Here is a 12,681-nt window from a genome sequence, read left to right as displayed (position 1 = left end):
ACGTCTCATGATTGCTAAGTTAACAACTTGCAATAATATTCATTCAACTCTATGTCCAGTCTAATGTAGTAATTCCAGGGATATTTGGTTTCCTTCCCGTATTAACTTTTCCTGGAGTGCATCATTTTTAGCTCTTAAATCTCTAAGCTTCTTATCGGTTTCGTCTTGTTGATCTTGATTAAAATTTATGAGTTCTTCTATTTCTTCAACTGATTTAACAAGCTTATCTAATTTTAGTTCTTCATCTTTTGAAATTCCCCTTCGTCTCAAATTAGAGAGTAGTGACTCCAGGTTCTTCTTTAAATCTTCGTATTTCTTGATGCCCAAGACTTCAGAGTAAGCCTTACTTAAATTTCGAAGCTCTGCTTTTGATCGGGCTTCGGCTAGGGACACAATTTTTTCCGCATCAAAAAAGAAAAATTTAGCGATCTCACGAGGTAGTATAAAGTCGTTTATAAATACGTCATAACCTACCTGTTTAGTAAGCTCGTTTTCATCCCCATCAATCAATAAATCAACTGTTTCTTTCTGAGTTTTGTAATTAAACGAACGCTTTATACTTATTGATTTACATGGTATTGCCGGGATAACCAAATCAGTTAATTCTACTTCAACATAAAATTCACAATCTGTTTTTCCCTTTTTTTCTTTCTCAGAAAGACTTTCAAAATCATCCCGTGTATTGGTATTAAAATAAGAAAGAAGCAGATTATCATATCCACCTGCATTTTTAATATCGAGTCTGTATTTATCTTCAACTTCACCAATCATCTTCCCATAAAAACACCAAACGAGGGATGTTAGCAAAGTAGTTTTACCATATCCATTTTTACCGGCAATAATATTGATATTCCCTTTGTAAGAGGTGTTGAAAACAATAGAGTTGGCCCCCTTATATATGCGAAAATTATGAAGTGTTATTTTACTTATTTTCATAATTTATGATCTGTAACAAAAGATTCGATTCTTCTTTCAATATCATTATGCAGTCCATATTTAGAAAGCAGTAAACTTTTGGTCTGCTGTAGGTCCAATAGATTATCTATAAGCTCATAATAACTAGCATCTTCTGCACAAATATCTTTAAGAATCCTTCTTTCAGTTCCATCTAATCCATTTAGATTTTCTGTTGAAATCTCCTTTTGAAAAATGTCACGATAGATTTGCCCAACATTGTAATCAAAAATCATATCTCTACTCCAAACAATTTGAATAGCTATTAATTCCTGATTGGTTATAAGTTTTAGATGTGGGCGCTCTTTTTGAATCTCCTTCTGAACGAGCAATAATTCTTTTAATTTCTTTGCCCTGTAATGAGGTTGATAGGTACCTTTCCTATGTCCATCCTCATCTACTGCTCTTTGTCCATTTCTGCGGGTTTCCATCCTATTTTCACTAAGATTGCGCTCTGCGACTAACTCATTCCTGAATTTTAACAAGGGTTGTAACCAATCCTGCCCATTTTCAATTAATCCAGACATAGATTTATCTTGCTTTACAACTGTACACGTCCAGCAACCGAAACGTGATTGTCCACAAGATTTATGACTCTCATTGGTTACCACAGTGGGGCATTCATAATCATCAGCACTAGCATCAGCATAAATCTTGAAAAGTACAGAGTTGTCTGCTCCCCAAGGAGATTTAATAGCGTTAATAATATACCATACCTCTTCTAGTAATAATTCTTTGAGAGGCGCAAAAACATATGCATTAGGTTCATTGGCATGAAGTGATAGCCTACTGTTAGAAATCTCGTGCTTTCGCATTGAAGTTTCCCTTGAACTACTTTCTTCATATCTCGTTCCTAAAAGAATAATCGCTTCTCCCTTTTCATCAATTTGTTCAGTTAGAAAATAAGAGGTAGGTTTTATCTTCATTTTATCTGTACACCACCTGAATTTATTATTGGGTACTGGATATCCGCGGCCAAGTACATTTACCCAAAAAGATTCTTCTAGTTTAGGAGTGGTTTTCTTTACATAAATAGGAAGGTTTTGCTCTCTGGCTTCTGTATCTATTTGAGCTAAAACATCATCAACATAAGAGGCGATAATAGGATTTTCTACCATCGTATCATTGCATACTACATATACCGGTCTGCGTAGTTGAAAGGGGTAAGGTTGATCATTGCGTATTCTTTGAAGTGCAATCCACACTAGTGTAAGCAGCACCGTTGAATCTTTACCGCCACTAAAACCAATGATCCAAGGCCTATCTGTTTGATCTGCATAAGCATATTGATCAATGATTTCAGATATAACACCCTCAATCTTAGTGCTTTTTATTTTTTGCATGACTATATACATCTTTTTTTAAAATTATAAAATGTTAAAGACACTGTGCTTCAGGTTCAGTCAAGTTATTTTTTAATTACTAACAATTTTAAATAGCTTTTACTTTTAAGAATTTTCATTGTAATTTTATATGATCTAATTCATTCATAATAAATCATTTGAATAACGCTTCCCTGATCTATCATCCTCAAAGGATAAAAACAAATGTGACATCCTGTACAGTTTATCACGATTCATTTCAAGGTAATGAAGATCCTTATTTATGGAATAAACAGTTCCTTCATTCGTATTGCCATATTACCCAGTTGAAAAATGAAGTAGGACAAATTAACTTTTGGATATCTGGGGATACCTATCCTAATTTCACCAAGCTTTTATGTGACTGTGTTTTTGTGGTTGCATCGAAACATTATTGGAAAGATGCAAATCATATGACTCTTGAAAATCCTATTGTGGATAATGAGCAGACTTTTCAGCATCATTATCGTTGGGTAAATCCTACATTCAATCACCATCCTTTTAAAAGAAGACGTCGATATACCCTAAAAGCTGATCCTGATAAAAGTTTTCAACCTCAAAATCGAAATAGAGAACTTATTGATATTTTACCCTTCTTAAACTCTTGTGGTTTAGAAACGCAAACCTTAATTCATAGCATAACTTCGAAAAGTGGTTCAAGACCTTTTAAATTACCTGAAGGCTTAGGATTCAAACTCTATTATTTTCTAAGAGAAAATGCAGTGATTAAACTTTACGGAAAAGATATTGCTAATTTACATCCATAAAATTTACTCTGAAAAGTATGCTTCCTTCCTTTTTTACCGATAGTTCTGACTCCATGAAATTTGAAGAAGTCATTGACTTTTTTATGTCTTGGACCATAAGGTGCGCTGATGATAAGAATAGAACTGTAGCCCCTTTAGTTCATAATAATTCCAAAGCGATTTTGGCTAAACTGATAGGAGTGGAGGAGTATGATGAATTAGAATTTACAGATATAGAAGTTTGGAAACAACACCGACATATTGATTTATGGTGTGAGTTTAAGTTAAATAATCAACCACATGCACTGATCATTGAAACGAAAATGTATTCAACATTTAGAAAAGACCAACTGAAATCTTATAAAGATTTGGTTAAAAAATATTACAATGATAAAGGAATTAAGCACGATCTTCATTTTGTAGCTCTAAGACCAGATTATGAGTTAGCTAAGAAACATCCGTTTGAGCAAGCGCATTGTGAGTCTCACGGTTACACATATCTTAATCTGGAGCAACTACAGGATGTTTGTATTGCTATGCCTACCGGAAATGACTTGTTTGATGAGTTTTGGTACAGGTGGGGTAACTCCTAGTTTACATCGTCGACTTTTAAAAACCTCTTGACAAGGCCTTATAAATACCTTATATTTAATTATGTAAGGTAAAGACGCCTTTCGCCAAACCATCACATAGTAGGGTAGGGGAAAGGCTCTTTTACAGTTTGCAGGGGGATTCTTCTAGACGAGGTTACTCAATTAGCTGCCGCGAGTACTACGTACTTCAAGTTTTCCATTTTAAACATTCCCAGAGCTCCATTCACCCAAGGTTCACCCACGTTTGACCCGGGGATAGTGCATAGCAAAGTCAGGGTAATGGTTTAATGCACTAGTTGTGGATGCAAGGCAACTTATCAAGAAATGTAATTCCAAAAACTCCAAAAACAACAAGCCGTTTTAAATGGCCTGTACTTGCAGGAATTGCACGGTCTCGAATACAGCAGCACCCTTTTACATACTATAGCCTACTCCCAGCATAGCAATTTGATTTTTAGAGGGGTTTGCTTCGATCTTGTTCGGGTATACTTCGAGAGGGCTTCGGAAAAAGGGGGTGTTTCTCAAAAAAAAAACCGAACGAAACTGGAAATAGATTCAAATCAAAGGTTATTTTATGGGGATTTATCCCTTTTTTTAGTTTTAAATAAGTGGATTACAGGATTCTGTAATCCACTTCTAAGACAAAGGTCTATTTTTATAAACGAATCGCTAAAGGGTTGATATCCTTTGTATTTTAAGAGGGTATGTATTTTTTAGTGTTGATGTAACAAACTAGAAGCAATACGAATGAAACTGTATAGGTTTAAAATACAAGGATTTAAGCGACTTGAAGATATAGAAATTTATCTTCAAGATGCCACGTTCTTAATTGGACAAAATAATGCTGGAAAGAGTTCAATACTGAAAGCTATTGGTGTTTTGCTTTCCGCTACCAAAACATTACCAAGTTCAGATTACTACTCTGTTGTTGATGAAGAAACTGGAGAGACAAAACCTCAAACGACCAAAGTTATTTTTGAAGCTGAATTTAGAAACTTACCCGAAGAATCAAAGACTTGGAGAGGATTTAAAGGAAGAATCTTTGAATACGAAAGTGAAGCAGAAACAGGGCTTTCAGTTACTTATAAAAAAACCTACGAATTAGGTAAAGATGTAGTTATAGAGTTTAAATCAAAAATTCGAAACCTAAAAGCAGAATATGAAGATTGTAAAAAGCCACAAGATTACATAGATAAGGGAATTTCTGAGGAAGTTATTTCAGAGTTTTTTCCAGAATTAGAGAAGAACATAGGTAAGAGTAAAGGAGCGTTAGAAAAATTAGAGCAACTTGATGAAATATGGGATATAGTTGACGAAGATACTTGGTTTCAAAATCCAGGCGGAATACCTGGTAATGTTTTAAAAATGCTACCAAGATTTTTACTAATTCCAGTTGACACTTCTATGAATGAAATACAAGGAAATTCGTCAGGTGTTTTAGGTAAAACATTAAATGAACTTTTTCAAGTAGTAAGAGAAAACTCTGATAATTTCAAAAACGCTCAAGAACATTTAGAAAAGCTTGCAAAGGAATTAGACCCAGAAGATGACACATCGGAATTTGGTAAAATGATGACTGATTTAAATTCAGTTCTTACAAAAATATTTCCTGAATCTCAATTACACGCAACTACAGACTTAAGCGACCCAAATAAAGCATTGAAGCCAAGCTTTAATATTGAAATGTCGAGTAATATAAAGACATCAGTCGAAAATCAAGGAACAGGTATGGTTCGAGCTGCGGTTTTTGGAATGTTGCGCTTTAGACAAAAATGGCTATCTGACAGAGAAGATGAACATAATCGTTCACTAATTATTTGTTTTGAAGAGCCTGAAATTTATTTACATCCAAGTGCTGCAAATCAAATGAGAGATGCTATTTATGAATTAAGCAGTTCAAATTCTCAAATAGTGGCATCTACTCATTCACCATTTTTAATCGATATTTCAAGAAAACCAAAGCAGGTATTGAACAGGCTCATCCGAAATAAAAAGTCAGTTAAATGCAGTACATTTTCAGTATCAAATGCGTTTTTAGAACTACAAGGAGATGATAAGTCATACGTAAAAATGCTTCTAAAGATTGATGATTATATTTCCAGAGCATTTTATACCAATAATGTCATTATAATTGAAGGAGACACAGAAGACATCTTAATAAGAGAGTCTTTAGCTAGATTACCTAAAGAAAAGTATTTGAGGATTATTTCAAACTTTGAGATATTGAAAGCCAGAGGAAAAGCTGCTATTATTGGTTTAGTAAAATATTTGACCTCTATGGGCATCAAACCGATTGTTGTTCACGATAGAGATAATGGAATCGAGGGAGCTGTAAAGTTTAATCAACCCATTAAAGATGCTGTTGGAACAAATGGTAGAATAGTTGAGATGCACGAAAATGTTGAAGATGAAATAGGATATCAAGCGAATTACGAAAAGCCATTCAAAGCTTTTGAACAGACTCAAAATTGGGGAGATGATTGGGAAGATATTCCAGAAAATTGGCGGAATAAAATGATTGAAATTTTCAGTAGTTACATTTCAGAATAAGTACTGCTCCTTACAGTTTATAAAAATAATAGCGGTTTAATCGCTAAAACGAATTGAAATTTATAAATCAAAAGAAGGTAACAAACCGAACAGTAAGAGCATAAAAATCCGCTACTATTCTTATACGTTACCGGTAGCCGCAAGTGTAAAACAAACTTCTACAACAATGACAACTTCTAAAAATTAGAGAATAATGGGTAACAAAATTGGCAGAAACGATCCGTGTCCTTGTGGAAGTGGAAAGAAATATAAAAAGTGTTGTATTAATTCAGACAAAGATTTTGGATTCACTCAACCGAAACCAAAAAAAAGAGAGAATAAAACTTATAAGTTTATTAGATCCACTGATTCGCACCAATTATTGAATTTTATTATTGGTTTGCAAATGCAACCCAATAATCACGGTAAGAACGTGAGAATTGAAGAATTAGCAACATACATTGTTACTAATTTAAACAGTAATCCAAATGGAAATTTAAAGTTATTCAAGCAACATCTTGATACAGAATTTGCGTCCAATTATTTGGAAGACATTCCCGAAAATCTTTTTAGCGAAAACATCGTTTTCTATGGCGGGAATTATACAGTTTTTTCGGGTATTTATGGATATGCAATTGAAACATTCAAAAACTTAACTGAGACAATTTTTACACAAAAAAACAATCTTCCTGACAAATTCAAAAATCACGTTTATAGTGGTGTTACATTAATTTTAGAATTAGGAAAAATAATTTCTACAAACTTTAAAATTGAAGGAAATATTGAAGGAGCGAATGGCGATACAAAATTTGTCTATTCATCTAACCAAATAACCACTTCTTTTAGTCAAAGCGATATAATTCGAATTTGTCAAGAACATAAAATTGACCCACGAATAATTAATGATTTTATTGTTGAGCCGAATGACAAAGGGTTTACCAACAACAACCCTGACAAAAATCCTTTGCTGAAAAAACCAATTATCAATTTTGAAGACAAGTATTATTTTGTCCTAATCTCAAATCAAGTAGCCGTTCTGAATGAGTTTGTCATAAGAGTAAGCAACCAGTATAATTGTAATCATGAATTGACTGAATTATATCACGATAAACTTTGGCACGAACAATGGGGAGCTTGTGACAAAATGGGATGGCAATTAACAGATATAGAACTCCCTCAAAATAACACACCATCGATTTTAAAAGAACGTGTTTTCCAATTTGAGCAAAACAGGCTTGCCTACGCTTGTTTCGTTCACAACGATAAGGACCAAGAATATTTTTCGAGCAAAAATTTAGACTTAAACAAGCGAATTACTGAAGTAATTACAGAGCTAAAGAAAAATTCATCAATGAAAGACCATAAATTTCTTTCATTAATTACTTATGATTGTATGGGACGTAATATGTTTATTGGATTTGGTGCACCTCAAAAAGACGAACTTCGTTTATCGTTCTCAACGCATCAATTCATACTTCTTTGTTCTTCTGAAAAATGGCACAATTTAAGTTTATGGAAATTTGCAAAGTCTTATGACCGTTTTTCTCAAAAAACAAAAACAACATTAACTGACACTTTGGATATTTATTCCATTTACAAATCTAAAGACGAAAGTTTTTATTTTGGAGATGAAACCCGCCCTGATTTTCTAACAGTTGTTCCGGGAGACGGAAGTCGCTTAATAAAAGAAGCAAAAATTGAAAAAAACAATCACGGTATTTTAAGTCAGATAAAAGGACAAAATGTTTTTATACCTTCTACAAAATATGCAAACTATGCACCATTATATAAGCCGTTAAACAGTTTAGGCTACTACGCTATTTGTTTAAAAACTTTTGATTTCCCGATTTGGATTGTTAATCGTCAAGTCAAAAACAAATCAATGACAATACAAGTACGAAATTTTGCGGAAGCAATCGGTTTTTGGTTACACAAACTTAAACCCGAAATTTTTGATGTTTTAAATCGAACTATTTCAAACTTCTTTGAAATAAATATCATTCTTGACCAAAAACTTTTTGGAGATACGCAAACAAAAGATATTGTTGAAAGCGAAGACTATGACAATTACCATTTCTCATTAAATGAAAACATTCTGGAGTTTTCAATCCCATTTTCCAAAATGAAAACCTTTACAGGTAGTAATAATTTTGGTGAGCGAGAAATGATGAAAGCGATTTTAAATGCTTTTAACTTGGTTAAGGGTATTAGTTTTTCAGAACAAGACATAGCATCATTTATTAATAAGTGCATACCATTGGGTCAAGCGAAAATGATATTACTATCTGATAGCCAGAAAGACCCTTTAGTTGACAATAGATGGCTTGTAAAACCTTTTTACATTAGCGATTCAGAAGTTGATATATTGTTAGATGAAATTCCATTGTTAATTGAACAAAAAATGGAAATTCCTAAAAATATTGACAGCGAAGAAGACAAGAAAAAACTTTTTAACACAGCAACTAATTTGCTGTTGGAGACACTTAACAAGGAAATTCAAAATTTTGAATTTGATTATTTATTGCACGTTCTTTTAGAATTGCATGAAACATTAGTTTGGAAAAGAGAACATAACAAAACGATGATTCCTGCACAAATTCTATGTTTTGGAAACTTAGAAGGTGAACTAAAAGAAATTTTAGATAAAGACAATAGGCTAGTTAAATGTCTTGTCCTGAAATAGCTATACACAATTCAAAAGTGTATGGAAAATGATAAACAAGAAGTTTATGCAGTTCGGGAGAACAAGCAAAGTCGCTATGACAAGCGTTTAATAGCCAAAGTTGTCAAAGAAGTTGAAAATGGACTGCCTCGAAAAGAAGCTAATCGTATTTACGGATTAGGTAGAGCAACTTTAGATGGTTGGATGCGCGATTTCGGCTCTTTAGAATATCAGCAAAATCTTAAGCGTAAAAGCTATACAAATCTGCAGAAGCGCACTATTGTTACTGCAATCGATCAAGGCCGTTTAACGGTCAGAGAGGCTAAAATCATGTACAATATCAAGACGGAGAAAATCATCCGGAATTGGATATTTAAACATAAATTGGAGAAAGTAGAAGTTCACAGAGAAAACATTCCTCCAATGGTCAACAAAAATGAACCACCCGAAAAAGATTTTGAAAAGGAAGCCTTGCAGAAAGCTTTAAAAGAAGCTGAGCTAAAAATAACAGCATTAAACACCCTTATTGATGTAGCTGAAGAACAGCTCAAGATTGATATCCGAAAAAAGTCTGGTGCCAAACAGTTTTAAAAATGAAGCAAGACTTCCCACAATTAGGGATAGCTGTTTTATGCCGGCTGTTTGGCAAAACAAGACACGCATACTATGATTCATTATGGCGCAAGGAAGATTGCCTGGTTAAAGAAGATGTCATTCTTCAGGAAGTTGCTTCAATCAGAAAAGAACTGCCACGGCTAGGTACCCGAAAACTGCATTATATGCTTCAGAATAAACTATCCTCTCACCAAATTCAACTGGGTAGGGATTATCTGTTTGATCTATTGGCAGAGCATAAGTTGTTGGTTCGCCAACGCAAGCGAAGGATAACAACCACCGATTCTAGACATTGGATGAAGAAGTACACTAATTTAATTAAAGAGTTAGTGATAATAAGGCCTGAGCAGGTCTGGGTAAGCGATATTACTTACGTGAGACTAGTAAATCAGTGGGGATATTTAAGTTTAATAACAGATGCCTACTCCAGAAGGATAATGGGGTTTAGCTTCCGTCAGGATCTTTCTGCAGAAGGATGTTTAGATGCTTTAAAGATGGCTCTAAATAACCAATTATATGATCAACCTCTAATCCATCATTCTGACAGAGGATCTCAATATTGTTCGCATAAGTATGTTGATTTGTTGCTACAAAATAACATTGCCATTAGCATGACTGAAAATGGAGATCCTTACGAAAATGCATTGGCTGAAAGAATAAATGGTATTATCAAATCAGAGTTCAATCTATATTCAAGTGTATTAGGTTTTGAGAATACTAAAGCGCTAATAGCAAAAAGTATCAAGAATTATAATGAGTTAAGACCTCACGCGAGTTGTGATTACCTAACTCCAGAACAGGCACATCTTACATCGGGTAGCTTAAACAAAAGATGGAAAAACTATAAAAGAAATTTTAATCCTCAAGTTCTGTCTGTATAGTTTATTTAGGATTAAAAAGTAGCTTTGTATAGTTATATTAGGATTTATTAATTAATCTGTATAGCTATTTCAGGACGGGTCAAAAACCTCTATAGCAACAAGATGCTTAATAGAATACCTAGCATTTAAACCAAGAAAAGGTAGTGTAAAAGCAAGTTTTGACGACATCGATAGACTTTTAGTATTGATGCATGAAATTGTGAATTATGGATTTTTAAGCGATGCTATTCATTTTAAACTAGCAAACCCCACAGTAGGCAAATTAGATTCAGGGAGAATAGGTATTTCACGAGAGTTTTTTGACGAAAAACTTAAACTATTTGCCGAAGCAAACACTAAAGAAGAAGTCAATAGATACATAGAGAACTTTGACAATAGATTTGAAATTGCAGATTATTCGCAAGAAGAAATAGAAAAAGAAGACGATAAAGAATTTGATGAAATTGATTCCGCTTTTTTAGAAGATTGGGGTATTGGTTACTTAAATATTTACAAATTCTGCTATAGCAGTTTTATCATTTGTATTGAAAAACAGAGTTCCACCTGCTCAATGAGTGAGCCTGAATTTATCGAATTAATTAAAGATAAAACTAAAATTGGCGAAAAAGAGATAATTGCAGGTATTGAGCGATTTTCAATTACTCAAAGAGATGAATATTTGAAAGCACCAAAAGGCTTTAATGCCAGCGAAGTCTTTCCTTGGAAATACAATCGTGAATTTAGTTTTACAAGAAGATTTATCGTAAAATATGAAAACGATAAAGGCGAGACGATTTTGACTTGGGGCTTTAGAAATGCTATTTCTGCAAAAAAACAGTTAGATAATTTGTTGTTTGAAGGAAAACTAAACAATGGTGGTAAGAGAATTGAAAAACTACTAGGGACTTTTCGAGAGAGAAAAGGGAAACTATACCGTAACAAAGTCAAAGATTGGCTCAAAACAAATCCTGACTTAACTGTAATTGACTATGAAGTAAAAATTGACACTAATGGACATCTTATTGCAGATAAAAACTATGGCGACATTGATGTTTTAGTGCATAACAGAAAAAGTAATACGCTATATAGCCTTGAGTGTAAAGACACAAATAAAGCAAAGAATATTCACGAAATGAAAAAGGAAATGGATAATTATCTTGGACGTGAAGGACAAAAAGGAATGATTCAAAAGCACGTTGAGAGACATAATTGGCTTAACTCTAACAAAGATAAATTATGTGCTTTCTTAAAAATTGACAAGGAACCAAAGGTTGCATCATTTATGCTGACTTCAGAAGTAATTCCAATTACATACATAAAAGCAGGTGCAATTCCCTTGCCGATTATTTCTTTTCCTGCGCTAAAAGAAAATGGAACAAACTTATTGGACTTGGCTAATGACAATTTTGAAAAATAAAAGTAACGTAAAACAACAGCCGCTGGCATTTATATGTATAAAATAAGCAAAACAGTACTAATTATAAAGCTTTTGGCTTATATCAAAGTTTGTGCTTAATCGAAATGCTTCGAGATTGCCTACTTTTTATATACTAACCTTTGGCAATAAGTTAAGAAGACAGATGGAATGGATTAAAATTATAGCACCTTTACTAGGAGTAATTTTAGGTTTTGGCCTTTCAGAAAGAGCAAAAATTTGGTCTGATAAACGACAAGACAAAAGGAAACTTAAAAGACTTCTATTTTACTTACTTGAATTGAGGTTTCTTTTCATTAAAGAATTTAATGCTCAAAAAGAGATAAAAGAATTTTATGAGCGTGCAGAAGAAAAATTAAAATCGGAATTTGGAGAAAATACAAAATCTGAAATTGAAATAGCGAAGCCAATTGTTGAACGAATTATAAAAAATAATTTAGGCGGCAACAACAAAATAAATTTACTTGAGGAAAATATAGATTCTGTAATTGACGATTTAGCAGAAGTCTTTCCGATTTTAGCCTATGAATTAAGTGGTAAGCATAACATTAAAGAAAGGATAAATATAATTGACAATTATATTAGTGATGCAACGGATCATTTCGGAGATATGCCCTTAGATTTAAAAGAATGGTTAAAACCAAAAATTACTGACAATCTGATTTCTGATTTGGATGAAACAATTAAAAAAATATCTGAAAAAATCGACAAAGACTTGTGGCAACATTCAACAAATAAAATAGCGAATATGGACAAAAATGAAGACGGAGATATGGAAAATTTTCTGAATGAATTTATAGAAAAAGCAAAAGAAATTAATCAATAAATCTGTTGTGAATAATGGTAGCCGTGGCACAAGCCACCGATCCTGTTAGTCTGTGACTGGTGGCTTAGAAAACTAAGCCAAAGTATAAATAACTAAACTT

At 33.3% G+C, this 12,681-nt stretch carries 10 protein-coding genes; 8 read left to right on the top strand and 2 right to left on the bottom strand.

What is annotated here, in order from left to right; translation table 11 throughout:
• Positions 1-60 precede the first annotated feature (60 nt).
• On the bottom strand, positions 61-936 hold the full coding sequence (locus WA338_RS18185) for an AAA family ATPase (protein ID WP_336094448.1): 876 nt from the start codon (positions 934-936) through the stop codon (positions 61-63).
• A complete protein-coding gene (dndC, locus tag WA338_RS18180) occupies positions 933-2,297 on the bottom strand; it encodes a DNA phosphorothioation system sulfurtransferase DndC (RefSeq protein ID WP_273015971.1) in 1,365 nt (454 codons plus the stop codon). The genes WA338_RS18185 and dndC overlap by 4 nt, the downstream gene beginning before the upstream one ends.
• A 206-nt stretch (positions 2,298-2,503) precedes the next feature.
• Between dndC and WA338_RS18175 the strand changes: the two genes are divergently transcribed.
• The 8 genes from WA338_RS18175 (at position 2,504) to WA338_RS18140 (ending at position 12,581) form a co-directional block, all read left to right on the top strand.
• On the top strand, positions 2,504-3,082 hold the full coding sequence (locus WA338_RS18175; RefSeq protein WP_273015969.1) for a hypothetical protein: 579 nt from the start codon (positions 2,504-2,506) through the stop codon (positions 3,080-3,082).
• A gap of 161 nt (positions 3,083-3,243) precedes the next feature.
• The gene (locus WA338_RS18170) at positions 3,244-3,654 is read left to right on the top strand and encodes a PD-(D/E)XK nuclease family protein (RefSeq protein ID WP_273015967.1); all 411 of its coding nucleotides are present in this window, start codon (positions 3,244-3,246) and stop codon (positions 3,652-3,654) included.
• Between the two features lie 747 nt (positions 3,655-4,401).
• Positions 4,402-6,204 carry an AAA family ATPase gene (locus WA338_RS18165; RefSeq protein ID WP_273015965.1) on the top strand — a complete coding sequence of 601 codons (1,803 nt, stop codon included), beginning with the start codon at positions 4,402-4,404 and terminating at the stop codon, positions 6,202-6,204.
• Positions 6,205-6,397: 193 nt separating this feature from the next.
• The gene (locus tag WA338_RS18160) at positions 6,398-8,866 is read left to right on the top strand and encodes a YecA family protein (protein WP_273015963.1); all 2,469 of its coding nucleotides are present in this window, start codon (positions 6,398-6,400) and stop codon (positions 8,864-8,866) included.
• A gap of 21 nt (positions 8,867-8,887) precedes the next feature.
• Positions 8,888-9,436, top strand: coding sequence for a hypothetical protein (locus WA338_RS18155; RefSeq protein ID WP_167597765.1), 549 nt, complete (start codon positions 8,888-8,890; stop codon positions 9,434-9,436).
• A 2-nt stretch (positions 9,437-9,438) separates the two neighbouring features.
• Entirely contained in the window at positions 9,439-10,341 is a 903-nt protein-coding gene (locus WA338_RS18150) for an IS3 family transposase (protein ID WP_273015960.1), read from the top strand.
• A 187-nt stretch (positions 10,342-10,528) separates the two neighbouring features.
• The gene (locus WA338_RS18145; RefSeq protein WP_273015959.1) at positions 10,529-11,737 is read left to right on the top strand and encodes a hypothetical protein; all 1,209 of its coding nucleotides are present in this window, start codon (positions 10,529-10,531) and stop codon (positions 11,735-11,737) included.
• A 163-nt stretch (positions 11,738-11,900) separates the two neighbouring features.
• A complete protein-coding gene (locus WA338_RS18140) occupies positions 11,901-12,581 on the top strand; it encodes a hypothetical protein (RefSeq protein ID WP_273015957.1) in 681 nt (226 codons plus the stop codon).
• Positions 12,582-12,681: the final 100 nt, after the last annotated feature.

The organism is Leeuwenhoekiella sp. CH_XMU1409-2 (genome assembly GCF_037029365.1).
Lineage (GTDB): Bacteria > Bacteroidota > Bacteroidia > Flavobacteriales > Flavobacteriaceae > Leeuwenhoekiella > Leeuwenhoekiella blandensis.
The sequence above is the reverse complement of the archived record's forward strand: the minus strand, read 5'-3'. Positions and strand labels throughout refer to the sequence as shown.

Excerpts from the sequence above, each read along its gene's own strand:
- WA338_RS18155 (WP_167597765.1), top strand. The coding sequence starts at position 8,888 with ATGGAAAATGATAAACAAGAAGTTTATGCAGTTCGGGAGAACAAGCAA.
- WA338_RS18185 (WP_336094448.1), bottom strand. The coding sequence starts at position 936 with ATGAAAATAAGTAAAATAACACTTCATAATTTTCGCATATATAAGGGG.
- WA338_RS18150 (WP_273015960.1), top strand. The coding sequence starts at position 9,439 with ATGAAGCAAGACTTCCCACAATTAGGGATAGCTGTTTTATGCCGGCTG.
- WA338_RS18165 (WP_273015965.1), top strand. The coding sequence starts at position 4,402 with ATGAAACTGTATAGGTTTAAAATACAAGGATTTAAGCGACTTGAAGAT.
- WA338_RS18140 (WP_273015957.1), top strand. The coding sequence starts at position 11,901 with ATGGAATGGATTAAAATTATAGCACCTTTACTAGGAGTAATTTTAGGT.
- WA338_RS18145 (WP_273015959.1), top strand. The coding sequence starts at position 10,529 with ATGCATGAAATTGTGAATTATGGATTTTTAAGCGATGCTATTCATTTT.
- WA338_RS18160 (WP_273015963.1), top strand. The coding sequence starts at position 6,398 with ATGGGTAACAAAATTGGCAGAAACGATCCGTGTCCTTGTGGAAGTGGA.
- dndC (WP_273015971.1), bottom strand. The coding sequence starts at position 2,297 with ATGCAAAAAATAAAAAGCACTAAGATTGAGGGTGTTATATCTGAAATC.